At 72.1% G+C, this 23315-nt stretch carries 22 protein-coding genes; 11 read left to right on the forward strand and 11 right to left on the reverse strand.

The window, feature by feature from the left end; translation table 11 throughout:
• Positions 1-163: 163 nt before the first annotated feature.
• Entirely contained in the window at positions 164-1345 is a 1182-nt protein-coding gene (locus tag ACWD1U_RS23765; protein ID WP_451110294.1) for a threonine aldolase family protein, read from the forward strand.
• On the opposite strand, the gene ACWD1U_RS23770 is transcribed toward ACWD1U_RS23765, so the two are convergent.
• Complete coding sequence (locus ACWD1U_RS23770) at positions 1338-1541, reverse strand: hypothetical protein (RefSeq protein WP_451110295.1); 204 nt, start codon at positions 1539-1541, stop codon at positions 1338-1340. The genes ACWD1U_RS23765 and ACWD1U_RS23770 overlap by 8 nt on opposite strands.
• A 159-nt stretch (positions 1542-1700) precedes the next feature.
• Between ACWD1U_RS23770 and ACWD1U_RS23775 the strand changes: the two genes are divergently transcribed.
• A complete protein-coding gene (locus ACWD1U_RS23775; protein WP_451110297.1) occupies positions 1701-2810 on the forward strand; it encodes a DUF5937 family protein in 1110 nt (369 codons plus the stop codon).
• An 18-nt stretch (positions 2811-2828) separates the two neighbouring features.
• Here the strand turns inward: ACWD1U_RS23775 and ACWD1U_RS23780 are convergent, their stop codons facing one another.
• Together ACWD1U_RS23780 and ACWD1U_RS23785 are read right to left on the reverse strand one after the other, a co-directional pair.
• Entirely contained in the window at positions 2829-3500 is a 672-nt protein-coding gene (locus ACWD1U_RS23780; protein ID WP_451110299.1) for a response regulator, read from the reverse strand.
• Positions 3501-3602: 102 nt separating this feature from the next.
• Positions 3603-4793, reverse strand: coding sequence for a sensor histidine kinase (locus ACWD1U_RS23785; RefSeq protein WP_451110300.1), 1191 nt, complete (start codon positions 4791-4793; stop codon positions 3603-3605).
• 282 nt (positions 4794-5075) lie between these two features.
• Here ACWD1U_RS23785 and ACWD1U_RS23790 point away from each other — a divergent pair, with 282 nt between their 5' ends.
• Positions 5076-6095, forward strand: coding sequence for an SAM-dependent methyltransferase (locus tag ACWD1U_RS23790; RefSeq protein WP_451110302.1), 1020 nt, complete (start codon positions 5076-5078; stop codon positions 6093-6095).
• 4 nt (positions 6096-6099) lie between these two features.
• Here ACWD1U_RS23790 and ACWD1U_RS23795 read toward each other — a convergent pair whose 3' ends face one another.
• Positions 6100-7251 carry an NADH-quinone oxidoreductase subunit D gene (locus ACWD1U_RS23795; RefSeq protein ID WP_451110303.1) on the reverse strand — a complete coding sequence of 384 codons (1152 nt, stop codon included), beginning with the start codon at positions 7249-7251 and terminating at the stop codon, positions 6100-6102.
• A 352-nt stretch (positions 7252-7603) separates the two neighbouring features.
• Here ACWD1U_RS23795 and ACWD1U_RS23800 point away from each other — a divergent pair, with 352 nt between their 5' ends.
• Both ACWD1U_RS23800 and ACWD1U_RS23805 read left to right on the forward strand, forming a co-directional pair.
• Positions 7604-8026, forward strand: coding sequence for a PH domain-containing protein (locus ACWD1U_RS23800; RefSeq protein WP_451110631.1), 423 nt, complete (start codon positions 7604-7606; stop codon positions 8024-8026).
• Entirely contained in the window at positions 8023-9363 is a 1341-nt protein-coding gene (locus ACWD1U_RS23805; protein WP_451110305.1) for a PH domain-containing protein, read from the forward strand. The genes ACWD1U_RS23800 and ACWD1U_RS23805 overlap by 4 nt, the downstream gene beginning before the upstream one ends.
• Positions 9364-9430: 67 nt before the next feature.
• On the opposite strand, the gene ACWD1U_RS23810 is transcribed toward ACWD1U_RS23805, so the two are convergent.
• Entirely contained in the window at positions 9431-10597 is a 1167-nt protein-coding gene (locus tag ACWD1U_RS23810) for a hypothetical protein (protein WP_451110307.1), read from the reverse strand.
• A gap of 146 nt (positions 10598-10743) precedes the next feature.
• Positions 10744-11862, reverse strand: coding sequence for an alpha/beta hydrolase (locus ACWD1U_RS23815; RefSeq protein ID WP_451110308.1), 1119 nt, complete (start codon positions 11860-11862; stop codon positions 10744-10746).
• 234 nt (positions 11863-12096) lie between these two features.
• Here ACWD1U_RS23815 and ACWD1U_RS23820 point away from each other — a divergent pair, with 234 nt between their 5' ends.
• The 6 genes from ACWD1U_RS23820 to ACWD1U_RS23845 all read left to right on the forward strand — a co-directional run bounded on the left by ACWD1U_RS23820 (position 12097) and on the right by ACWD1U_RS23845 (position 17145).
• On the forward strand, positions 12097-13938 hold the full coding sequence (locus tag ACWD1U_RS23820) for a phosphatidylglycerol lysyltransferase domain-containing protein (RefSeq protein WP_451110310.1): 1842 nt from the start codon (positions 12097-12099) through the stop codon (positions 13936-13938).
• Positions 13939-14010: 72 nt separating this feature from the next.
• Entirely contained in the window at positions 14011-14892 is an 882-nt protein-coding gene (gene folP, locus ACWD1U_RS23825) for a dihydropteroate synthase (protein ID WP_451110312.1), read from the forward strand.
• Complete coding sequence (locus ACWD1U_RS23830) at positions 14889-15392, forward strand: nuclear transport factor 2 family protein (protein ID WP_451110314.1); 504 nt, start codon at positions 14889-14891, stop codon at positions 15390-15392. The genes folP and ACWD1U_RS23830 overlap by 4 nt, the downstream gene beginning before the upstream one ends.
• A 238-nt stretch (positions 15393-15630) precedes the next feature.
• Positions 15631-15990, forward strand: coding sequence for a dihydroneopterin aldolase (gene folB, locus ACWD1U_RS23835; protein ID WP_451110316.1), 360 nt, complete (start codon positions 15631-15633; stop codon positions 15988-15990).
• Positions 15987-16598: a 2-amino-4-hydroxy-6-hydroxymethyldihydropteridine diphosphokinase gene (folK, locus tag ACWD1U_RS23840; protein WP_451110317.1), complete on the forward strand. Its 612-nt coding sequence runs from the start codon at positions 15987-15989 to the stop codon at positions 16596-16598. Before folB ends, folK begins: the two co-directional genes overlap by 4 nt.
• A gap of 58 nt (positions 16599-16656) precedes the next feature.
• Entirely contained in the window at positions 16657-17145 is a 489-nt protein-coding gene (locus ACWD1U_RS23845) for a DUF3180 domain-containing protein (protein WP_451110318.1), read from the forward strand.
• Positions 17146-17303: 158 nt separating this feature from the next.
• Here the strand turns inward: ACWD1U_RS23845 and folE are convergent, their stop codons facing one another.
• The 5 genes from folE to ACWD1U_RS23870 all read right to left on the reverse strand — a co-directional run bounded on the left by folE (position 17304) and on the right by ACWD1U_RS23870 (position 23230).
• Entirely contained in the window at positions 17304-17909 is a 606-nt protein-coding gene (folE, locus tag ACWD1U_RS23850; protein WP_451110320.1) for a GTP cyclohydrolase I FolE, read from the reverse strand.
• A gap of 112 nt (positions 17910-18021) precedes the next feature.
• On the reverse strand, positions 18022-20061 hold the full coding sequence (ftsH, locus tag ACWD1U_RS23855) for an ATP-dependent zinc metalloprotease FtsH (protein WP_451110322.1): 2040 nt from the start codon (positions 20059-20061) through the stop codon (positions 18022-18024).
• Positions 20062-20247: 186 nt separating this feature from the next.
• A complete protein-coding gene (gene hpt / locus ACWD1U_RS23860) occupies positions 20248-20808 on the reverse strand; it encodes a hypoxanthine phosphoribosyltransferase (protein WP_094057060.1) in 561 nt (186 codons plus the stop codon).
• 60 nt (positions 20809-20868) lie between these two features.
• Positions 20869-21906: a tRNA lysidine(34) synthetase TilS gene (gene tilS / locus ACWD1U_RS23865; protein WP_451110324.1), complete on the reverse strand. Its 1038-nt coding sequence runs from the start codon at positions 21904-21906 to the stop codon at positions 20869-20871.
• A gap of 196 nt (positions 21907-22102) precedes the next feature.
• Positions 22103-23230: a zinc-dependent metalloprotease gene (locus tag ACWD1U_RS23870; RefSeq protein ID WP_451110325.1), complete on the reverse strand. Its 1128-nt coding sequence runs from the start codon at positions 23228-23230 to the stop codon at positions 22103-22105.
• Positions 23231-23315: the final 85 nt, after the last annotated feature.

Genomic DNA, 23315 nt, shown 5'->3' on the forward strand with positions numbered 1-23315 from the left:
CTCCGGGTACCGGACGATTTCTCGTCATGTTAACGCGATCGGTTCGCGGGGCGTTCGGTCGTCCACAGGGTGTGCATGCCCCGAGCGGCGTTCCCCGCGCGACGGCCACGGGTTGCGGAAATGCGGATGCCCGGCCGCACCCGCGCGGGGGAGGATCCGGACCATGACCGACACGGCGGAACGCGACGAGCAGACGGCGGACGAGGACCGGGGGGCGGGGCTGCGGGAGCGGCGGCTGGCCGTCCATCGCGGCGCACGGCGCGTGTTCGCGCGCTTCGGCTTCCACCGGACACTCCGGGAGCGCCTGGCGGTGCTGGACGAGGCGGGGAGCCACTACGACCTGGACGAGCTGTCCGACGTGTACGGCGACGGCGTCGTCGAGGTCCTGGAGAGGAAGGTCGCCGGGCTGCTCGGCACCGAGGCCGCCGCGTTCTTCCCGACCGGGACGATGGCCCAGCAGGTGGCCCTGCGCTGCTGGGCGGGCCGCACCGGCGACCCGGCCGTCGCCCTGCACGCGCTCAGCCATCCCGAGGTGCACGAGCGGAACGCGTTCAGCGAGGTCGGCGGCCTGCGCACGGTGCGGTTGACGAGCGAGCCGCGACTGCCGACCGCCGCCGAGGTGCGCGACTTCGAGGAGCCCTTCGGGGCGCTGATGCTGGAACTGCCCCTGCGGGACGCCGGTTTCGTGCTGCCGTCCTGGGAGGAGCTCACCGCGGTCGTCGAGGCCGCGCGGGAGCGGGACGCGGTCGTGCACTTCGACGGGGCCCGGCTGTGGGAGTCCACCGTGCACTTCGGCCGGACCCTAGAGGAGATCGCGGGCCTGGCCGACAGCGTCTACGTGTCGTTCTACAAGTCCCTCGAGGGGTACGGCGGAGCGGCCCTCGCCGGCCCGGGGGAGCTCGTCGAGGAGGCGAAGGCCTGGCGGCACCGGTACGGCGGCCTGGTCTTCCAGCAGTTCCCGACGGCCCTGTCGGCGCTGGCGGGGCTGGAACGGGAACTGCCCCGGCTGCCTGGCTACGTCGCCCACGCGCGCGTGGTGGCCGCCGCCCTGCGCGAGGGGTTCGCCGCGGCCGGGCTGCCGTGGGTGCGCGTGCACCCGGAGGTGCCGCACACCCATGACTTCCAGGTCTGGCTGCCCTTCGACGCGGACGTCCTCGCCGAGGCGGCGGTCCGTACGGCCGAGGAGACGGGTGTGGTGCTGTTCGGCGGTGCCTGGGACCGGGGCGGTCCGGGCCTGGCGCTCACGGAGGTGCATGTGCGGGCCGCCGGGCTGGAATGGACCGCCGAGGACGTGAAGGCGGCGGTGGCCGAGTTCGTGGCCCGGCTGCCCGAGCAGGTCAGATAGGGCGCCGCCACCACCGCGTCAGGGTGTCCCGGAGCCGGTGGCGGGCCGGTCGGCCCGCCAGGACCGCCCGGAACCGCCGCTCGCCGCGCCACTCCCGTACGACCTGCCGGTCGTGCGTGCCCGGCGCGGGCGGGGCGGGCTCGCCCAGGGAGCGGGCGCGGTAGGTGTCGAGGAGGTACTGCTGCGTGCTGCTCATGGTGGATCGCCTCTGCGGGACGGGGTGAGGGAGGTCCGAAGGCTCCGCGGCTGCCCCGGTGCACCCACCGTGCGTGAGCGCCGCGGGCGAAGTCCCGTCGATTGACGAGGCCCGTCAATCGACGGGGGCGTTGTCGGCGGCGGGGTGCACCATGAAGTCATGAGCGTGCGCATCGACATCACGGGGCTGCGGCGGGAGAGCGTCGCCGTCGTGCCGTCGCCCCTGGCCGAGCTGGGCATGGCGCTGCACGCGCTGTCGGAGCCGGGGCACCACCCGGGCCTGCAGGGCTGGGTGACGGGCGTGGCCGCCCGGCTCGATCCGCATCTGGCCGACCGGATGTGCGAGGCCGACTTTCTGTGGCGGACGACGTTCTCGGACCTGTTCCTGCCCTGCGCGGCGGGCCTGCCGGACCGCACCGCGCTCCCGGGCGGCACGCTCGCCGAGGAACTGGACCTGCTCGACAAGCTGTCCGACGAACAATTCGTGGACACCGCGCTGGAGTTCACCTGTGCCATCGGGTACGAGGAGTGCGGGCCCACCGCGCTGTCCGACCCCGAGGTGCGCCGCCGGACGCTGGACCTGGCCGCGGCGCGCGGGCCGCGGCAGTTGCGCTTCAGCGAGCGGCTGCTGGCCGACCCGCCGAGGATCCGGGCGTGGCTGCGGCAGTTCCTGCGGGACTGTGACGAGGCGTTCTTCGCGGAGACCTGGTCCCGGCTGCGTCACCAACTCGCGGCGGACACCCGGCACAAGACGGACCTGCTCCGCCGCAAGGGCCTGGCCGGGGCCCTGGCCGCCGTCTCCCCGGCGGTCACCCTCGACGAGGCGGCCGCCCTGATCACGGTCGACAAGCTGGGCGACGGCCGCACGGCCACGGGCGACGGCGGCCTGCTGCTCGTCCCGACGAGCCTGGGCTGGCCGCATCTGTTGGTCCTGCACCGGTACGGCTGGCAGCCGGTGCTGCACTACCCGGTCGGCTCCCCCGAGCTCGCCGCCCCGCCCACTCTGGAGCAGCTGGCCCTGCGCATGAGCGCGTTGTCCCACCCGGTCCGGATGCGCATCTGCCGCCATCTGGCCCGCAGCGCGTACACCACCGGCGAACTGGCGCAGGTGCACGGCATGACGGCCCCGGAGATATCCCGGCACCTCGCCGTGCTGAAGAAGGCGGGCCTGATCACCACCCGCCGCCGCGGGCGCTACGTCCTGCACCAGCTGGACGTGACGGTGGTGGCCCGGCTCGGCAGCGAGTTCCTGGAGGGGATCCTCAGGTAGCCGGCCGGGGTAGGCCGGTCAGCCGTGCCCGCCGGCCCGGACCAGCCCCGTCTCGTAGGCCAGCACCACCACCTGCACCCGGTCCCGGAGGCCCAGCTTGGTCAGGATGCGGCCCACGTGTGTCTTCACGGTCGCCTCCGACAGCACGAGCCGGGCCGCGATCTCGCCGTTGGACAGGCCCTGCGCGACCAGCACCATGACCTCGCGCTCGCGGCCGGTGAGCCGCTCCAGCTCCTTGTACTGGGGCTGCTGCCCGGCGCTCGGCAGCATCGGCGCGAAGCGGTCCAGGAGCCGTCGGGTGGTGGAGGGCGCGACGACCGCGTCACCGCTGTGCACGGCCCGGATCGCGGCGAGCAGCTCGCCGGGGGGCACGTCCTTGAGCATGAAACCGGAGGCGCCGGCCTTCAGACCCGAGAAGGCGTACTCGTCGAGGTCGAAGGTGGTCAGGATGAGGACCTTCGGCGGGTCGGTGTCCGCGCAGATCCGGCGGGTGGTCTCCACCCCGTCGAGCTTCGGCATGCGGACATCCATCAGCACGACGTCGACCGCTGTCGTGCGCAGCGCCTGCAGGGCCTCGACCCCGTCGCCCGCCTCCGCGACGACCTCCATGTCCGGCTGGGCGGCGAGCACCATCCGGAACCCGGTGCGCAGCAGCACCTGGTCGTCGACGAGCATCACGCGGATCGTCATCGGGGCCTCTTCCGTGTGTCTGGGGACTTCCGTGGCGGTGAAAAGGGCGTTCAGGGCGAATCTCGGGTCGTGACAGGTGTCAGCGAGGGGCGTGCGCCGACGTCAGTGCGCGGGTTTGAGCGGCAGCAGGGCGCTGATGCGGAATCCTCCGCCGGGGCGCGGGCCCGCGTCCAGGGTGCCGCCGACCATACCGACCCGCTCGCGCATGCCGATCAGGCCGTGGCCCTGGCCGTCGAGACCGCCCTCCTCGTACAGCTCGTGCGGGGCGCCCTTGCCGTCGTCCTCGACGAGCAGGCCGAGGCCGTCGTCGAAGTACACCAGGCGCACGCTGGCGCCCGCGTCGGGCCCGCCGTGCTTGCGGGTGTTGGTGAGCGCCTCCTGCACGATGCGGTAGGCGGTGAGCTCGACGCCGCTGGGCAGCGGGCGGGGTGTGCCCTCGACCTTGAAGTCGACGGGCAGTCCGGATCCGCGGCACTGCTCGACGAGGTCCTCGATCTGCTGCACGTCGGGCTGCGGCACGTACTCGCCGGCCTCCTGGTGCTCCCCGGTGCGCAGCACGCCGAGCAGGCGGCGCATCTCGGCGAGGGCCTGACGGCCGGTGGAGGAGATGGTCTCCAGGGCCTTCTTCGCCTGGTCGGGCGCGGCGTCGAGGACGTAGGCGGCGCCGTCGGCCTGGACCACCATCACGGAGACGTTGTGCGCGACGACGTCGTGCAACTCGCGGGCGATCCGGGCGCGTTCGGCGGCGACGGCGACCTTGGACTGTGCCTCGCGCTCCTTCTCCAGGCGGGCGGCCCGCTCCTCCAACTGCGCGAAGTAGGCGCGGCGGGTGCGGAAGGAGTCGCCGAGCACCCAGGCGAGGGCGAAGGGCACCGTCATGAAGATCGTCGCGGCGATGTCGCCCGCGACGCCCGTGTGGCCGTTCGGCCAGCGCAGGTGGGCCAGAGGGGCGGCGCACAGGCCGGCGCCCAGCGCGAAGCGGGAGGCCCAGCGCGCGCCTTCCGCCGCGACCGTGTAGACGATCACCAGCATGGCGAAGTCGGCCGGGCCCATCTCGACGTCGGTGATCAGCTGGGCCACTCCGACCGCGGCCGTGAGCAGCAGCATCTTCTCCGGCATGCGGCGGCGCAGCGCGACGACGAGGCACAGCAGCACCGTGAGCGGAACGGCGGCGGCCGGAGGGCCGAACTCGCCCGACGCTCCGCCGACCATGGAAATCCCGAGGAGGATCACGGCCCACGAGCCGTCGACCCACGTCGGGTGCCTGCGGAGGAAGTCATAGAGGCGTTGCACGTAACCCAGCGTAGGGAAGAGGGATAGGTGCAGGGGTCAACCGGAGGGCCGATCCGTACCCGGCGCGCATACTCCGCAAGGTGGAGTTGCGTTCGTTGCGTGCACTCAGGGGTCCTTGCCCTATGAGCGTCCGATCGGGTCGCGTGGTCCGGTGCCGTGCATCGCGAGACGCCGGAGTGCCCTGGCAGCGGAGCTACCTGGGCGTTTCGGCAACGCGGCGAGGCGCGGTCCAGGCCGCGCGACCCGGGCGGGCACAGTGCGAGGACCCCTTAGCCTGGGCCGGTGACAGCGGGAACCGGGAACGAGTGGCGCGGGTGGCACGCCGCGGCGCGGGACGCGCTGTACGCGCCGGGGGGCTTCTACCGGCGGGCCGGGGCCGGAGGGCCGGCCGGGCACTTCCGTACGTCCGTGCACGCGTCGCCGCTGTTCGCCGGGGCCGTGGCGCGGTTGCTGGTCCGGGTCGACAAGGCCCTGGGGCGGCCGGCGGCCCTGGACTTCGTCGACATGGCGGCCGGGCGGGGCGAACTGGCCGCCGGAGTGCTGGCCGCGCTCCCCGCGGAGGTGGCGGCCCGCACGCGCGCGTACGCCGTCGAGGTCGCCGAGCGGCCCGCGGGGCTCGATCACCGGATCGAGTGGCTGGCCGCACCTCCCGAGGGAGCGACCGGGCTGCTGTTCGCCAACGAGTTCCTGGACAACGTGCCCGTCGAGGTCGCGGAGGTGGACGCCGCGGGCGTCGCGCGGCTGGTGCTGGTCCGGGAGGACGGGAGCGAGCGGCTCGGGGAGCCGGTCGGCGGGGCCGAGGCGCGGTGGCTCGAGCGGTGGTGGCCGCTGCCCGGCGAGCGGGGGCTGCGGGCCGAGATCGGCCTGCCCCGGGACGAGGCCTGGGCCGCGGCGGTCGCGACGCTTCGGCGGGGGCTCGCCGTCGCCGTGGACTACGCGCACACGGCGGACGCGCGCCCGCCCTTCGGGACGCTCACCGGCTTCCGCGAGGGCCGCGAGACCACGCCGGTACCGGACGGCTCCTGCGACATCACGGCCCATGTGGCCCTGGACGCCTGCGCCCTGCCCGGCGGGCGGGTACTCCCCCAGCGCGAGGCGCTGCACGCCCTTGGCGTGACCGGCGCACGCCCCCCGCTCACGCTCGCGTCCACCGACCCCGCCGCATACGTACGCGCCCTCGCGAGCGCCGGGGAGGCCGCCGAGCTCACCGCGGCGGGCGGGCTGGGCGACTTCGGGTGGCTGCTGCAGTCGGTCGGGATCGGGGACGTGCTGCCCCGGAGCCCGGAGGGGCTCCGCGGGTGAGGTCCTACTTGTCGATGTCCCCGACCACGAAGAACATCGAGCCCAGGATCGCCACCATGTCCGCGACCAGCGTCCCCGGCAGCAGCTCCGTCAGCGCCTGGATGTTGTTGTACGACGCCGACCGCAGCTTCAGCCGGTACGGGGTCTTCTCGCCCTTGCTGACCAGGTAGTAGCCGTTGATGCCGAGAGGGTTCTCGGTCCAGGCGTACGTGTGGCCCTCCGGGGCCTTCAGGACCTTCGGGAGCCGCTGGTTGACCGGTCCGGGCGGCAGCTCGGCGAGCCGGTCGAGGCAGGCGTCGGCCAGGTCCAGGGCGTTGTGCGTCTGCTCCAGGAGGCACTCGAAGCGGGCGAGGCAGTCGCCCTCCTGCCGGGTCACGACCTTCAGGACGTCGCCCAGCTCGCCGTAGGCGAGGTACGGCTCGTCCCGGCGCAGGTCGAAGTCGACGCCCGAGGCGCGCCCGACCGGCCCGCTGACGCCGTACGCGTGCACGGCCTCCGGCGAGAGCACGCCCACGTCCCGGGTACGTCCCCGGAAGATCTCGTTGCCGAGCACCAGGTCGTCGAATCGGTCCATACGGGAGCGCACGTCGGCGACGGCGGCACGCGCGCGTGCGGTCCACCCGGCCGGCAGGTCCTCCTTGAGTCCGCCGACGCGGTTGAACATGTAGTGCATCCGCCCGCCGGAGACCTCCTCCATGACGTGCTGGAGCTCCTCGCGCTCCCGGAAGGCGTAGAAGATCGGGGTGATCCCGCCGAGCTCCAGCGGGTACGAGCCGAGGAACATCAGGTGGTTGAGCACCCGGTTCAGCTCGGCGAGCAGCGTGCGCAGCCACACGGCCCGCTCGGGGACCTCCATGCCGAGCATCCGCTCCACGGCGAGGACCACGCCCAGCTCGTTGGAGAACGCCGACAGCCAGTCGTGGCGGTTGGCGAGCATGATGATCTGGCGGTAGTCACGCGCCTCGAACAGCTTCTCCGCGCCGCGGTGCATGTAGCCGATCACCGGCTCCGCGTGTGTGATGCGCTCGCCGTCCAGGACGAGCTTCAGCCGCAGCACGCCGTGCGTGGACGGGTGCTGCGGCCCGATGTTGAGCACCATGTCGGTGCTCTCCGCGGCGCTGCCGATTCCGACCATGGTCTCCGTCGTAGGAGTCATGGACACAGTCTCTCCTACGTACGCTGGCCTCATGGAGACGGGGAGCCCGCACGAAGCGGGGCGGACGGTGGCCGGGAACACGACCGGGGCGGGGCCGGCGAGCGCTGACGGCCCGACCGGGCCGGCGGGAACCGAGGGCGCGGCGGACCCGGTGAGGACGGACGCCCCCGACGGGTCGGCCGGGGCGTCACCGGAACCCGAGGGCCCGACCGGGCCGACGGGAGCCGAGGGCGCGGCCGGGTCGCCGGGAACCGAGGGTCCGACCGGTCCGGCAGCGTCAGAGGGCTCGGCGACCGTGACGCCGGAGACGCCGGCCTTGCAGTGGATCGCCCTTCCCCCCGGCCTGCTCAAGATGCGGCGGCTGCTGCTGGTCGTCTGGTTCGGGCTGATCATTCTGGCCGCCGGGCTCGTGCCGGGGCTGCTGGCCGGGCCCGCCTGGGCCGTCTTCGCGCTGCCGCCGCTGGCGTTGGCGGTGTGGGGCTGGGTGATGATCGAACGCAACTGGCGCTCCTGGCGGTATGCCGAGCGCGCCGACGACCTGCTGATCAGCCGGGGCGTGCTGTGGCGCGAGGAGACGGTCGTGCCGTACGGGCGGATGCAGCTGGTCGAGGTCACCTCCGGGCCCGTCGAGCGGCACTTCGGGCTGGCCAGTGTGCAGTTGCACACCGCCGCCGCGGCGACCGACGCGACCATCCCGGGCCTGGACCCGGCCGAGGCGGAACGGCTGCGCGACCGGCTCACCGAGCTGGGCGAGGCCCGATCGGCGGGGCTGTGACGACGCCCGAGGCCGCCGAGGCGGAGACCGGCCCGGACGTGGACGGGCCGGTCGAGCGGCGGCTGCACCCCGTCACCCCGCTCAGGCGCGCCTGGGCACCGGTCACCGTGATCATCGGCTGGGCCGTGCACGACCCCGACGGGGCGCAGCGCCATCTGACCCGGCTGACGACGACCACGCTCCTCATCGGCCTCGCCGTGCTCGTCCTGGCCGCCGCCCTCTACGGCTTCTGCTCCTGGTGGTTCACGCACTTCGCGGTGACCGGGACCGAACTGCGCATCCGCACCGGGCTCGTGTTCCGGCGGACCGCGCACATCCGGCTGGAGCGGATCCAGGCCATCGACGTCACCCAGCCGCTGCTCGCCCGGGTCGCGGGCGTCGCCAAGCTCAAACTCGACGTCATAGGCACCGACAAGAAGGACGAACTGGCCTTCCTCGGCGCCGACGAGGCCCGGGCGCTGCGCGCCGAACTGCTCGCCCGGGCGGCCGGTTTCGCCCCCGAGACCGCCCACGAGGTCGGCGAGGCCCCGTCCCGGCAGCTGCTGCGGGTGCCGCCCGGGGTCCTCGCCGTGTCGCTGGTGCTGACCGGAGCGACCTGGGGGTCGCTGGCCGCGGCGCTGGTCGTCCCGCCGGTGCTGTGGCTGGCCACCCACAGCCTGTGGACGGTCCTCGCGGTCGCCCTGCCGCTGCTGGGCGCGGCGGGCGCGAGCAGCGTGGGACGGTTCGTCGCCGAGTACGACTGGACGGTGGGCGAGTCGCCCGACGGACTGCGCATCGACCACGGCCTGCTGGACCGGGCCCACGAGACGGTGCCGCCCGGGCGGGTCCAGACCGTGCGGATCGTTGAGCCGCTGCTGTGGCGGCGGCGCGGCTGGGTCCGGGTGGAGCTGGACGTGGCGGGCTCCACCAACTCCGTGCTGCTGCCGGTCGCCCCGCGCGAGATCGCCGAGGACGTCGTCGCACGTGTGCTCCCTGGGGTGACCGTGCCGGACCACGCGGCCCTGTCGCCGTCACCGCGCCGCGCCCGGTGGTGCGTCCCGGTGTGGTGGCGCGGCTACGCACTCGCCGTGACGGGCGCGGTGTTCGCGACCCGGTCCGGGCTGCTGCGGCGGAGCCTCGCGCTGGTGCCGCACGCCAAGGTGCAGAGCGTCCGGCTGTCGCAGGGACCGTGGGAGCGGGCCCGGGGCGTGGCGGACGTGCACGTGGACACGGGCGCCGACAAGACGGTGACGGCGCGGCTGCGGGACGCGGCCGAGGCGCGCGAGCTGCTGGCGGCGCAGGCGGAGCGATCGCGCACCGGCCGCAGGGACGCGCGGCCGGACCGCTGGATGGCGTGACCCTCCGAAAGCCCGGCCGGACAGCCGAAGGCCCCCGCCTCAGCGGGGGCCTGCACTCACGCCGAGGTCAGGAAACCGCGCTCCGCAGCCCCTGCAGGTCGATCTGCTCCGTCTCGTCATGCGCGGTCAGGTCGATGACCTGGCCGATCCCGCGCGACTCCTCGTCGGCCGGCTTGAACCGGGCCTCGGTCTCGGCCTTGTGCACGGCGAGGGCCTCCTGGCCGACGACATCGGCGAGATCCTCGTTCTGCACGGCCTCCAGGGCCGCCCGCGAGGTGTCCTGCTTCGTGCCGAAGAAGTCGAACCCGCCCCCGGCGAGGGGCCGTCGCACCGGCGGCTGCGGCGCGACGGCCACGGCGGTCGGCACCGTGTAGTGACCGGAAACCGCCTGCCCGGCCCGGGCAGGTTCCGGGACTCGCCCGTTGTCGGCCTTGGCTGCGGCGGTCGCGGGCTCGTGCCCGTCGACCGCCTGGGACTGCCCCTGCGGCTCGTCCTCCCGGTGCTGCTCCCGCCGCTCCGGCTGGTCCTGCCTGCGCTCCCGCGCGGGCTCCGCGTCGTCGCCCTTCGGCACGCCGTCGCCGTCGCCGTCCGGGTCCGGGACCGCCGCGCCGTCGAACCGGGCGAGTGCGGCCGCCGCACGCAGGAACAGGCGGGAACCCTCGGGCGAGAACACCGCGGGAACCGCGGGCTCCGCCTCGACGGTGAGAGCGGCAGGCGCCTCGTCCTGCTCGGCGGGAGCGTCCGCCACCCCCGCGGGCAGCGCCGCCCGTACGGGTGCCATCGCCTCGATCTCGAGCATCCGGCGTTCCTCCAGGACGCTCGCGCGCTCGGTCTCCGACGTGGCGTACCGGCGCAGCAGCGCGGCGTGCTCGTTGCGCAGTCCGGCCAGTTCCGTGCGCTTGGCGCGCAGCCGCTGCTCCAGCTTCACGCGCAGCTCGCGCGACTCCTCGAGGTCGGCCTCCAGTTCGGCGACCCGCTCCTCGAAGCGCCACTCGTCACTCGCCCGCGCGCGCGTGAGGTCGGCGACGCGCTTGCCCGCCTGGGTGTCCCAGCGGCGCAGTACGACCGCGCCGATGACCGCCGTCGCCGCGGCGGCCGCGGCCAGAGAGCGGAGCACCATCGGCTCCGTGAACACCCAGGGCCCCAGGGCGCAGACGAGGGAGACGCCTGCGATCGCCGACGGGGGCAGCAGCCTGTGCAAGGGCGGGGAATGGCGATGACGTCCACGTGGCATGGCCAGAAACTTACCGCGCGTAGGCGAATCGTGGTGAGCCACCCCGTAAAAACAAAGCCTTACCCAGAGACTCACACGGCATCAGAACTCGGGAAGATGCGGAACCGGCCGTTCATCCCATTCCGGGGATCATTACCAAGATCATTTCAGTGGCCGTTCAGCCGCTCGCTCATCCACTCCAGCGTCGCCGGAATCTCACGCCGCCAGGTGTTGAAGTTGTGCCCGCCGCTTTCGAGGATGATCGACGAGATCCCCGTCCGTCCGTTGCCCTCCACCCGCTCTATGAACCGCAGCGTGTCCTTGTAGTTGGTCTCTCCCTTCTTGCTGCTGGTGACCAGCAGGGAGGTGTCGGGCGCGGGCATGTGCGCGAGGTACCACCACAGGTCCGCGCGATTCCGCAGCCCCTTGTCGCCCTGGAAGAGATCACCCGTCGTGGCGTCGATCGGCGCCTTGTAGTAGGCGGAGAGACCCGCTCCCGCGCCGTACACACGGGGATGGTGCAGGGCGATCTTCAACGCGCAGTAACCCCCCGTGGAGTTGCCGATGATGCCGAGGCCGCCCGGCTTTTCGGCCACCCTGTAGTGCGAGCGCAACGCGTCGGGCAGATCCCTCGCGAAGAACGACTCGGTCTGCGGACCACCCGGGATGTCCACGCACTCCGTGTCCCGGGGCGGCGCCACGGTCGGCCGCAGCATCACCAGGATCATCGGCCGCGCCCGGCCCTCCCGGGCCAGTTCCAGGGCCGTGCGCGGATAGTGGAGCTTCTCCACCAGCGCCAACGCCGTGCCCGGATAACCGGTCAGCACGACCGCCGTGGGAAATCTCTGGGTCCGGTACCGGGGCTGGAAGTACTCCGGCGGCAGATAGACGTACGCGGGCGTGGCGATGCGGGTCGTACGGCCCACGATGTCGACCTGCTGGATCCGGCCGCCGACCGCCGGCCGCACTCCGCCCACCCCGGGCACCCGCCGCGAGCCGACCACCTCCAGCGGGCCCCCGCCCGGCGTGTGGTCGACGACCACACCCTGGTCCTTCTCCTGACCGAACAGATCCGCCCAGCTCGCGTAGAACCCGAAGGCCTGGTTGGCGGCGAGCCCCACCGCGGCGAACAGCGCCAGCTGCGTGGCCAGCAGCAGGCCGATCCGTCCGCCCACGGCCCGCCAGCCGCGCCGGGCCAGCCGCGGCCACAGCCAGACCGTGCCGGCGAACAGCAGCACGGCGGACAGCACCGCCAGCGCCAGCACCTTGTTGCTCGTGAGACCCATGGATTGGTTACCTGCTCGCGCTCTCCGTCCGGGTCCCGCCCTGCGATCACACCTTCGCAAGGTCTTGTCCCGGACTTTCCTCGACCTTTGAAACGGCTTTGACGTGGGGAGTGAACCTCTCCCCCCGAGACACCGTCCTAGAGGGCGCAATGTCGCCGGATGCCCGAATCGGCACCGGATCCAAGGTCTCTCGCGGAACAACGGGATGCGATGTCTGTCAGGACAGATGAGGAAATGTCGGGCGAGGTTCCGAGCCGTCGAGGCGGCGCGGCTCGCACGGGCCGGGTGAGCCGGGTGCTGCGCGGGCCACGTCCCGAGGCCGTCCCCGTCCTCGTCGGCAGAGCCTGCGCCCTCGTGGGCCTCCTGGACATCGCCGCGGGCGTCTTCCCCCGCTTCCGGCACAGCCGGATGCACGCCATCGCCGAAGTGCTGCCCGGCGCGCTCGGCCCCTTCGCGGCCGCCCTGGCCCTCAGCACCGGTGTCCTGTTGCTGCTGCTCGCCCACGGCCTCAAACGCGGCAAGCGCCGGGCCTGGCGGGCGGCCGTCGCCCTGCTCCCGGCCGGCGCCGTCGCGCAGTTCACCTACCGGCACTCGATCGTCGGGGTCCTCATCTCCCTGGCCCTGCTGGCACCCCTGCTGCGCCACCGCGACCAGTTCGACGCCCTGCCCGACCCGCGCAGCCGCTGGCGGGCCCTCGCCAACTTCGTCCTGATGAGCGCCGGTTCGCTGATGCTGGGCCTGCTCATCGTCAGCGTCCACGCCGAGCGCATGCTGGGCGACCCGAGCCTGGCCGACCGCATCACCCACGTCATCTACGGCCTCTTCGGCTTCGAAGGCCCCGTCGACTACCGGGGCGACGCCTCCTGGACCGTCGCCTTCTCGCTCGGCGCCCTCGGCCTGCTCACCGCCGTCACCACCATCTACCTGGCCTTCCGCCCCGAGCACCCGGCCGCACACCTCACCGAGGAGGACGAGGCGAAGCTGCGCGCCCTGCTGGAGCGGCACGGCGGCCGCGACTCCCTCGGCCACTTCGCGCTGCGCCGCGACAAGGCCGTCGTCTTCTCCCCCAGCGGCAAGGCGGCCGTGACCTACCGCGTGGTCTCCGGCGTGATGCTCGCCAGCGGCGACCCCATCGGCGACGTCGAGGCCTGGCCCGGTGCCATCGAACGGTTCATGGACGAGGCCAAGGCCCACTCCTGGACCCCCGCCGTCATGGGCTGCTCCGAGACCGGCGGCGAGGTGTGGACCCGCGAGACCGGGCTCGACGCCCTCGAACTGGGCGACGAGGCGGTGGTGGACGTCAAGGATTTCTCCCTCGCCGGCCGTGCGATGCGCAACGTGCGCCAGATGGTCAAGCGCATCGAGCGCGCCGGTTACGAAACCCGGGTACGACGTGTCCGTGACCTCGGCGATGCCGAACTGGAGCGCATCCGGCTCGCCGCCGACGACTGGCGCGGCACCGACACCGAGCGCGGCTTCTCCATGGCACTGGGCCGCGTCGGCGACCCCGCCGACGGCGACTGCCTCATCGCCACCGCCCACAAGCAGGAGGAACACCCCGGCCCCTACGGCGACCTGAAGGCCATCCTGCACTTCGTGCCGTGGGGCACCGACGGCGCCTCCCTGGACCTCATGCGCCGTGACCGCTCGGCCGACCCCGGCATGAACGAACTGCTCATCGTGGCCGCCCTCCAGGCCGCCCCGAGGTTCGGCATCGCACGCGTCTCCCTCAACTTCGCCATGTTCCGCTCGGCCCTCGCACGCGGCGAGAAGATCGGCGCCGGGCCGGTGCTGCGTGCCTGGCGCGGCCTGCTGGTCTTCCTCTCCCGCTGGTTCCAGATCGAGTCCCTGTACAAGTTCAACGCCAAGTTCCAGCCGCGCTGGGAGCCCCGCTTCGTCGTCTACCGCGCCTCCGCCGACCTGCCCCGCATCGGCTTCGCCGCCATGCAGGCCGAGGGCTTCGTCAACCTCGCCCTGCCCCTGCCGCGCTTCCTGCGCCGCGGGCGCCTGGCCGGCCGCCGCCCCTGCGCCCACGGCACGGGCACGGCGACGGAACGCAGCGTCAGAGCGGCGTGACCCGAACCCTCGCACGGGGCCGCGCCCGGGCCGCAGCGCCGGGCGGCCCCCGCCTGGGCCTACGCTGAACATATGAGCAACCAGAGCGGACGCCGGTGCGTGGCGGGCCTACCCGAACGGGACCGCTGCGCGGTCATGGGAGTCGTGAACGTCACCCCCGACTCCTTCTCCGACGGCGGCCGCTTCTTCGACACCACAGCGGCCGTCAAACACGGCCTCGACCTGGTCACCGAGGGCGCCGACCTGGTCGATGTCGGCGGCGAGTCCACCCGCCCCGGCGCCACCCGCGTGGACGAGGCCGAGGAACTGCGTCGCGTCATCCCCGTCGTCCGCGGCCTGGCCTCCGAGGGCGTCACCGTCTCCGTCGACACCATGCGCGCTTCCGTGGCCGAACGGGCCCTCGCGGCCGGCGCCGCCCTCGTCAACGACGTCAGCGGCGGCCTCGCCGACCCGCGCATGATCCCGGCCGTCGCCGACGCCGGCGCCCCCTTCGTCGTCATGCACTGGCGCGGCTTCCTCGAGGGCGGCAACGTCCGCGGCGCCTACACCGACGTCGTCACCGAGGTCGTCGACGAACTGCACGCACGGGTGGAGGCCGTCCTGGCGGGCGGCATCGCCCCCGACCGCGTCATCGTCGACCCCGGCCTCGGCTTCTCCAAGGACGCCGAGCACGACCTCGCCCTTCTCGCCGGGCTCGACCGGGTCCTCGCCCTCGGCCACCCGCTGCTCGTCGCCGCTTCCCGCAAGCGCTTCCTCGGCCGGGTCCTGGCCGGCCCCGACGGCCCGCCGCCGCCCGCCCGCGAACGCGACGCCGCGACCGCCGCCGTCTCCGCCCTCGCGGCGCACGCCGGCGCATGGGCCGTGCGCGTGCACGAAGTACGCGCCACCGCCGACGCCGTGCGCGTCGCCCGGGCCATCGCAGAAGCACGCACTCGCGCAGAAGGAACCCGGTGAGCGCCCCGCACACCGACGTCGAGCAGGTCGAAGCCGCCAACACCGCCTTCTACGAGGCACTGGAGCGCGGCGACTTCGAGACACTCGCGTCGCTCTGGCTGACCCCCTCCGACCTCGGCGTCGACGAGACCTACCACGACCCCGCCGACACCGGCGTGGTCTCCTGTGTGCACCCCGGCTGGCCCGTGCTCACCGGCCGCGGCGAGGTCCTCCGGTCGTACGCCCTGATCATGGCCAACACCGACTACATCCAGTTCTTCCTCACCGACGTGCACGTCTCTGTCACCGGCGACACCGCCCTCGTGACCTGCACCGAGAACATCCTCAGCGGCGGCCCCGCCCCCGAGGGCGACGAGGAGCTCGGCCCGCTCGTCGGCCAGCTCGTGGTCGCCACCAACGTGTACCGGCGCACGCCCCAGGGGTGGAAACTCTGGGCCCACCACGCTTCCCCCGTCCTGGCCGAAACCGACGAGGACGAACAGGACGACACCCCCGCCTGAGTGGGTACGCGCCAGGAGGTGGTGGGAATCACCGACCCGCGGGTAGGGGCGGCTACCAGCCTGTGAGCCGCCGGATCCCCCAGGGGAAACACCAGATGAACCCTGACGGGCCCGGCCAGGACCCACACCCCCGTGGCCCGGCCCCAGCCGTGCTCGCGGGTAGATTCGACCGAGGCCGATGTGCCGCCCGCACACGGCACCGACCGGCCCGAGACCGACGACTGCAGGAGTGATTCGCGTGGATCGTGTCGCGCTGCGCGGCCTGAAGGCCCGCGGGTACCACGGTGTGTTCCCCAGGGAACGCAAGGAGGGCCAGACCTTCATCGTGGACCTCGTCCTCGGCCTGGACACCCGACCGGCCGCGGCCGACGACGACCTGGCGAAGACCGTGCACTACGGCATCGTGGCGGAGGAGGTCGTGGCCGTCGTCGAGGGCGAGCCCGTCGACCTCGTCGAGACACTCGCCGAGCGCATCGCCCAGGTCTGTCTGAAGCACGAAGAGGTCCAGCAGGTCGAGGTCTGCGTCCACAAGCCGGACGCCCCGATCACGGTCCCCTTCGACGACGTGACCGTCACCATCACCCGGAGCCGAGTATGACCGCGCCCTTCCTCAAGGGTCCCAGTGACCCGACCGTACAGCCGGTACCGACCTCCGTCGTCGAGAAGGTCGACGCCGCCGACACCACCCTGTCCAACCCGAAACGGGCCGTCGTCGCCCTCGGCTCCAACCTCGGCAACCGCCTGGAGACCCTCCAGGGAGCCATCGACGCCCTCGAGGACACCCCCGGCGTCCGCGTCAAGGGCGTCTCCCCGGTCTACGAGACCGAGCCCTGGGGCGTGGACCCGGACAGCCAGCCCTCCTACTTCAACGCGGTCGTGGTCCTCAAGACCACCCTGCCGCCGTCCTCCCTCCTGGAGCGCGCGCACGCCGTCGAGGAGGCCTTCCACCGCGTCCGCGACGAGCGCTGGGGCCCCCGCACCCTCGACGTCGACATCGTGTCCTACGCCGATGTCGTCTCCGACGACCCGCAGCTCACGCTCCCCCACCCCCGGGCCCACGAGCGCGCCTTCGTCCTGGCTCCCTGGCACGACCTCGACCCCGAGGCGCAGCTCCCCGGCCGCGGCCCGGTCGCCGGCCTGCTGGACGCCGTCACCCGGGAAGGCGTGGCGCCCCGCAGGGACCTGGAACTCCGGCTGCCCGAGTAGCCGTTAAGGTCAAGACGGCCGCGAACCGGGCCGAAGCCGGGGGAACCGAAGGGACACCGTGAAAGAGCTGCGCATCAGGTTGCTGGCGGGCGTCTTCGTCGTGGCCGGAATCCTGTCCTGGGCGGGCGCCCGCCTGTGGAACTCGATCGGCACGCTCCCAAGCGTCCCCCTGGCCGCCCCCATCGTCCTGGCCCTGATCGCCGTGGTCCTCCTGGCCACGGCGCTCTCGATCCGCGCCCGCCTCAAGGCCCAGCGCGAGCGCCGCCCCGAGGCCAAGGGCGTCGACCCCCTCATGGCGGCCCGCGCGGTCGTCTTCGGCCACGCCAGCGCTCTGGTCGCCGCCCTCGTCGCCGGAATGTACGGCGGCACCGGCGTCTTCCTCCTGGAGTCCCTCGACATCCCCGCCCGCCGGGACCAGGCCATCTACGCCGGCTTCTCCGTCCTCGCGGGCATCGGCGTCATAGCCGCAGCGATCTTCCTGGAGCGGGTCTGCAGACTCCCGGAAGACGACGAGAACGACGGCGCGGGCGCGGCACCGGCGGTGTGACGGGCGGAGGTCACCAGGGCAGGCGGGCGAGATGTCCTTCGGCCACGAACGGCGTTCACCGCCTGCTTGCTCGGCCGTCCGCAGCCCACCGCGATCCCCCTTGACCGGCGATCCCCATCACTGAGCAAGCACAGTGCCGGGCGCCACCGACCATCAGGTCAGCGCGCCAGTATCAGGCTCATGGCCTCGGCCCGGGTCGTGGAGTCCCGAAGCTGGCCGCGGACCGCGGAGGTCGTGGTCTTGGCCCCCGGCTTGCGGATGCCGCGCACGGACATGCACATGTGCTCCGCCTCGATCACGACGATGGCGCCCCGCGCCTCGAGGATCTTCATCAGGGAGTCGGCGATCTGCGTGGTGAGTCGCTCCTGCACCTGCGGCCGCCGGGCGAACACCTCGACGAGACGTGCCAGCTTCGAAAGGCCGGTGATCTTGCCGGTCTCGGCCGGGATGTATCCGACGTGAGCCACGCCGTGGAACGGCAGCAGATGGTGTTCGCACAAAGACACGATCTCAATGTCCTTGACCAGGACCATCTCGTCGTGCCCCAGGTCGAACGTAGTCGTCAGGACGTCCTCTGGTTCCTGCCGAAGCCCGGCCAGAAGTTCCCGGTACGCCCGTGCCACCCGCGTCGGCGTCTCCCGCAGGCCCTCGCGGTCGGGGTCCTCGCCGACCGCGATCAGGAGTTCGCGGACGGCGGTCTCGGCGCGCTTCTCGTCGAACTCGCCGATCTTGCCGGCGCCGGCCAGCGTCACGGGGTCGGTCATCTGGTGCCTCGTTCCTGTGTCCTAAATGGCGGAAAGCCGCGCCCCCCAGGCTATAAAACCTGGGGGGCGCGGCATCCATTCCGGGGCCGGTGGGCCGCCGGGAGAGCGTCGGTCAGCTCTCGGGGCGGTCCTCCGGGGTCCGCTCGGGCGCCGGGGCGGGCTCCGCCACGGTGCTCTTCGCGGTGGTGATGGCCGGCGTCGCGCCGTTCGCCCCGTTCGTCAGGGCCAGCTCCTTGGGGGAGAGGACCGGCGGACGGGTGGACGGCGTGCGGCGGGAGGAACCGGTCCAGGCGGGCCGCGGCGGGCGCTTGACGATCGGGGCGAAGATCTCGGCGATCTCCTCCTTGCCGAGCGTCTCCTTCTCCAGCAGCTGCAGCACCAGGTTGTCGAGGACGTCGCGGTTCTCGACCAGGATCTCCCACGCCTCGTTGTGCGCGGTCTCGATGAGCTTCTTGACCTCTTCGTCCACGAGCGCGGCGACCTCTTCCGAGTAGTCGCGCTGGTGAGACATCTCACGTCCGAGGAACGGCTCGGTGTTGTCGCCACCGAACTTGATCGCGCCGAGCCGCTCGGTCATGCCGTACTGCGTGACCATCGCGCGGGCCAGGCCCGTGGCCTTCTCGATGTCGTTGGCGGCACCCGTGGTCGGGTCGTGGAAGACGAGCTCCTCGGCCGCGCGGCCGCCCAGCATGTACGCGAGCTGGTCGAGCATCTCGTTGCGCGTGGTGGAGTACTTGTCCTCGTCCGGCAGCACCATCGTGTAGCCGAGGGCACGGCCTCTCGACAGGATCGTGATCTTGTGGACCGGGTCGGAGTTCGGCGAGGCCGCCGCGACCAGGGCGTGACCGCCCTCGTGGTACGCGGTGATCTTCTTCTCCTTGTCCGACATGATCCGGGTCCGCTTCTGCGGGCCCGCGACCACGCGGTCGATCGCCTCGTCGAGCATGTGGTTGTCGATCAGCTTCTGGTCGCTGCGGGCCGTCAGCAGGGCGGCCTCGTTCAGCACGTTGGCGAGATCGGCACCCGTCATGCCGGGCGTACGGCGGGCGACGGCCGACAGGTCGACATCCGGCGCGACCGGCTTGCCCTTCTGGTGGACCTTGAGGATCTCCAGGCGGCCCTGCATGTCCGGGCGGTCGACGGCGATCTGCCGGTCGAAGCGGCCGGGGCGCAGCAGCGCCGGGTCGAGGATGTCGGGCCGGTTCGTCGCGGCGATGAGGATCACACCGCCCTTGACGTCGAAGCCGTCCATCTCGACGAGGAGCTGGTTAAGGGTCTGCTCGCGCTCGTCGTGACCACCGCCGAGGCCGGCGCCGCGGTGGCGGCCGACCGCGTCGATCTCGTCGACGAAGACGATCGCCGGGGCGTTCGCCTTGGCCTGCTCGAACAGGTCACGGACACGGGAGGCGCCGACACCGACGAACATCTCGACGAAGTCGGAACCGGAGATCGAGTAGAACGGCACACCCGCCTCGCCCGCGACGGCACGCGCGAGCAGCGTCTTGCCGGTACCGGGAGGCCCGTAGAGCAGGACGCCCTTGGGGATCTTGGCGCCGACGGCCTGGAACTTGGCCGGCTCCTGGAGGAACTCCTTGATCTCGTGGAGCTCCTCGACGGCCTCATCGGATCCGGCGACGTCGGAGAACGTCGTCTTGGGGGTGTCCTTGGTGATGAGCTTCGCCTTGGACTTCCCGAAGTTCATGACGCGGGAGCCGCCGCCCTGCATCTGGTTCATCAGGAACAGGAAGACGACCACGATGAGGACGAAGGGCAGGAGCGAGAGCAGGATCCCGACGATGGGGTTCTGCTTGGACGGCGAGACCGTGTAGCCGTCCGGGATCTGCTTGTCCTGGTACTTGTTCTGCAGGTTGTTGGCGATGGCCACGCCCTGGTCGCCGATGTAGCTCGCCTGGATCTTCGAGCTGCCGTCGACCTTTACGCCGTCCTTGAGCGAGACCTTGATGATCTGCTCGTCACCGGTGGTCAGCTTGGCCGACTCCACCTTGTTCTGGTTGATCGCCTGGACGACCTCGCCGGTGTCCACCGTCTTGTAGCCGCCGGACGAGCCGACGACCTGCATCAACACGACCACGGCGAGGACGGCCAGCACGATCCACATGACCGGCCCACGGAAGTATCGCTTCACGTCCATCCATACGGAGCGGTGCCGCCCCGTCCCTCCTGCCATAGTGAGTTTGATAAAGACTGTTCTTCGGACGGTACCCCAGCATTGTCACCTGAAGCTGCCCGGGATGACTGGCGATCCGTCTACGCATGCTCCAACGGCGGGAAGCCCGCTGGGGTTCCCGATCACCGTCACGGCACTCCGGCCGGGAATTCAGCCGCCGTACACGTGGGGCGCGAGCGTACCGACGAACGGGAGGTTGCGGTACTTCTCGGCGTAGTCGAGGCCGTAGCCGACGACGAACTCGTTGGGGATGTCGAACCCGACCCATTCCACGTCGATCGCGACCTTCGCGGCCTCGGGCTTGCGCAGCAGGGTGCACACCTTGAGGGAGGCGGGCTCGCGCGAGCCGAGGTTGGAGAGCAGCCACGACAGGGTCAGGCCGGAGTCGATGATGTCCTCGACGATCAGGACGTGCTTGCCCTTGATGTCGGTGTCGAGGTCCTTGAGGATCCGCACCACACCGGAGGACTGGGTGCCCGCCCCGTACGAGGATACGGCCATCCAGTCCATGGTGACGGGGGTGGACAGCGCCCGGGCGAGGTCGGCCATGACCATCACCGCGCCCTTGAGGACGCCGACGATCAGCAGGTCCTTGCCCGCGTACTCCGCGTCGATCTTCGCGGCCAGCTCGGCCAGCTTGGCGTCGATCTCTTCCTTGGTGATGAGTACCTGCTGAAGGTCGGCACCCATGTCTTTCGCGTCCACCCGCATCACTTTCGGTCGTCCCACCGGCTGAGCGGCCCTCCTCCGACTGCTCGGAGGGGTGGTGCTTCAGCCTTGCCGAATCACCAGTCTGCCACCCTGCCGCCGGGCCACGACCTTGCCGGGGAGGTTGATGGCTCCCTGACCGCGCCAGCCGGTGATCAGCCGGTCGACTTCCTCGATGTGGCGGGCGAACAGCGATCCGGCCGGCGCACCGGCCGCGATGGCGGCCCGGCGCAGGACGCGGCGGCGTACGGCGGGCGGCAGGGCGTAGAGCTTGGCGCACTCCAGCAGCCCGGTGGCGTCGATGACGGTGGCCTCGGCCTGGGCGGCCCAGGAGTCGAGGGCGTCGGCGTCGTCCCGGGAGAGCCGGGCCGTACGGGCGAGGGCTTCGACGAGGCCCTTGCCGAGGGCCTTCTCCAGGGCGGGCAGGCCTTCGTGGCGCAGCCGGGAGCGGGTGTAGGCCGGATCGGCGTTGTGGGGGTCGTCCCAGACGGGCAGGGACTGGACCATGCAGGCCTTGCGGGCGGTCTGCCGGTCGAGTTCCAGGAAGGGGCGTCGGTAACGGCCGTCGGCCCCCGAGACCGCGGCCATTCCGGACAGGGAGCGGATGCCGGAGCCCCGGGCGAGGCCGAGCAGGACGGTTTCGGCCTGGTCGTCGCGGGTGTGCCCGAGCAGGACGGCGGCGGCGCCGTGGCGCTCGGCCGCGGTGTCGAGTGCGGCGTAGCGGGCGTCGCGGGCGGCGGCTTCGGGTCCGCCGGCGCGGCCGACGGTGACGGCGACGGAGTCGACGGGGTCGAGGCCGAGTTCGCGCAGGCGCTGGACGACTTCCGCGGCGCGTACGTCGGAGCCGGGCTGCAGGCCGTGGTCGACGGTCACGCCGCCGGCTCTGATGCCGAGCTTGGGGGACTCGAAGGCGAGGGCGGAGGCGAGGGCCATCGAGTCGGCGCCGCCGGAGCATGCCACGAGCACGAGCGGCGGGGGCGGCCCCTCGTGCGAGGAGTCGTGCGGGAGTGCGGCGGGGGCGCGGTGGTGTTCGGTGAGGAGGTCGTGGAGGACGCGGCGGACCGCCAGGCGTATCGCCGCGACCGCAGGATGGGGACCCATGTCCGGTTCCCTTCATGAAGTTTTCGGGGGGTGGCCCGAGTGTCGGTCACGCAGAGTGTGTAAATGGTGACAGAACCGGGCCGTTCCCTGAGCATTGCACGCCTACCCCTGCCTCACGGTCCCTCGAACGGGTGATTGAAGGGGCGTCCGCCTGCCGCCGGCCGGTTTCCTTTCACGACCCTCTCCCCGCCGTGCACTACTCGGACCTGCGGTGCACCCGCGCGACCCAGTCCGCCGGTTTGGCGATCTCCGACTTGGTGGGGAGGGTGTTGGGCGAGGTCCACACGCGGTTGAAGCCGTCCATGCCGACCTCGTCGACGACGGCCCGTACGAAGCGTTCGCCGTCCCGGTACTGGCGGAGTTTGGCGTCCAGGCCGAGCAGCTTGCGCAGGGCCAGGTCGAGGCGGGAGGCACCCTTGGCGCGGCGTTGCTGGAACTTCTCGCGGATCTCGCCGACGGACGGTACGACGGCCGGGCCGACGCCGTCCATCACGAAGTCGGCGTGGCCTTCCAGCAGGGACATCACGGCCGTGAGGCGGCCGAGGATCTCGCGCTGGGCGGGGGTCTGCACGATCTCGACGAGGGAGCGGCCGCCGTCGTCCTCCTCGCCCTCGGGGCGGCCTCCGGCGAGGCTCTGGGCGGCTTCCCGGACGCGTTCCAGGAGGGTCATGGGGTCGACGTCGGTCTCTCCCAGGAACGACTGGATTTCACCCTCGAGGTGGTCCCTGAGCCAGGGCACGGCGGTGAACTGCGTCCGGTGCGTCTCCTCGTGCAGGCACACCCAGAGGCGGAAGTCGTGCGGGTCGACGTCGAGTTCGCGCTCGACGTGCACGATGTTCGGGGCGACGAGCAGGAGCCGGCCGCCGCCGTTCTCGCCGGCCGGGAGGTCGCGGGTGGCGGGGGCGAAGGTCTCGTACTGGCCGAGGACGCGGGAGGACAGGAAGGACAGCAGCATGCCGAGCTCGACGCCGGTGACCTTGCCGCCGACGGCGCCCATGACCGCGCTGCCGGGGGTGCTGCCGCGTCGTTCCTGCATCTTGTCGAGCAGGGGCCGGAGGATCTCCCGGAAGCCGGCGACGTTCGCGCGGATCCAGCCCGGGCGGTCGACGACGAGGACGGGGGTGTCGTGCCCCTCCTCGGTGCCGAGCCGGGTGAAGCCGCGGACGTGTTGCTCCGAGGCCTTGGCGTGCCGGCGCAGTTCCGCGACGGCGGCCCTCGCCTCGTCGCGGCTGACCTCGGGGCCCGGCCGTACGAGCCGGGTCGCGGTCGCCACCGCGAGATTCCAGTCGACCATGCCGGTTGAAGCACCACCGATGCTCGTCATGCGTCAACCGTACGTGAGCCCCGGCCGCTGGGGCAGGGCGGCGAGGGGTGGGTGATGCCGGGGGCGCTTTCCTGTGCTCGGGGTC

It is taken from the genome of Streptomyces sp. NPDC002788 (genome assembly GCF_053592115.1).

Coding starts and splice junctions, on each gene's coding strand:
- tilS (WP_451110324.1), bottom strand. CDS start 21,906: ATGGGTCCCCATCCTGCGGTCGCGGCGATACGCCTGGCGGTCCGCCGC.
- ACWD1U_RS23820 (WP_451110310.1), top strand. CDS start 12,097: ATGTCGGGCGAGGTTCCGAGCCGTCGAGGCGGCGCGGCTCGCACGGGC.
- ACWD1U_RS23795 (WP_451110303.1), bottom strand. CDS start 7,251: ATGACTCCTACGACGGAGACCATGGTCGGAATCGGCAGCGCCGCGGAG.
- folK (WP_451110317.1), top strand. CDS start 15,987: ATGACCGCGCCCTTCCTCAAGGGTCCCAGTGACCCGACCGTACAGCCG.
- ACWD1U_RS23765 (WP_451110294.1), top strand. CDS start 164: ATGACCGACACGGCGGAACGCGACGAGCAGACGGCGGACGAGGACCGG.
- ftsH (WP_451110322.1), bottom strand. CDS start 20,061: ATGGACGTGAAGCGATACTTCCGTGGGCCGGTCATGTGGATCGTGCTG.
- ACWD1U_RS23780 (WP_451110299.1), bottom strand. CDS start 3,500: ATGACGATCCGCGTGATGCTCGTCGACGACCAGGTGCTGCTGCGCACC.
- ACWD1U_RS23800 (WP_451110631.1), top strand. CDS start 7,604: ATGCGGCGGCTGCTGCTGGTCGTCTGGTTCGGGCTGATCATTCTGGCC.
- ACWD1U_RS23775 (WP_451110297.1), top strand. CDS start 1,701: ATGAGCGTGCGCATCGACATCACGGGGCTGCGGCGGGAGAGCGTCGCC.
- ACWD1U_RS23815 (WP_451110308.1), bottom strand. CDS start 11,862: ATGGGTCTCACGAGCAACAAGGTGCTGGCGCTGGCGGTGCTGTCCGCC.
- folP (WP_451110312.1), top strand. CDS start 14,011: ATGAGCAACCAGAGCGGACGCCGGTGCGTGGCGGGCCTACCCGAACGG.
- ACWD1U_RS23770 (WP_451110295.1), bottom strand. CDS start 1,541: ATGAGCAGCACGCAGCAGTACCTCCTCGACACCTACCGCGCCCGCTCC.
- hpt (WP_094057060.1), bottom strand. CDS start 20,808: ATGCGGGTGGACGCGAAAGACATGGGTGCCGACCTTCAGCAGGTACTC.
- folE (WP_451110320.1), bottom strand. CDS start 17,909: ATGACCGACCCCGTGACGCTGGCCGGCGCCGGCAAGATCGGCGAGTTC.
- ACWD1U_RS23870 (WP_451110325.1), bottom strand. CDS start 23,230: ATGACGAGCATCGGTGGTGCTTCAACCGGCATGGTCGACTGGAATCTC.
- ACWD1U_RS23810 (WP_451110307.1), bottom strand. CDS start 10,597: ATGCCACGTGGACGTCATCGCCATTCCCCGCCCTTGCACAGGCTGCTG.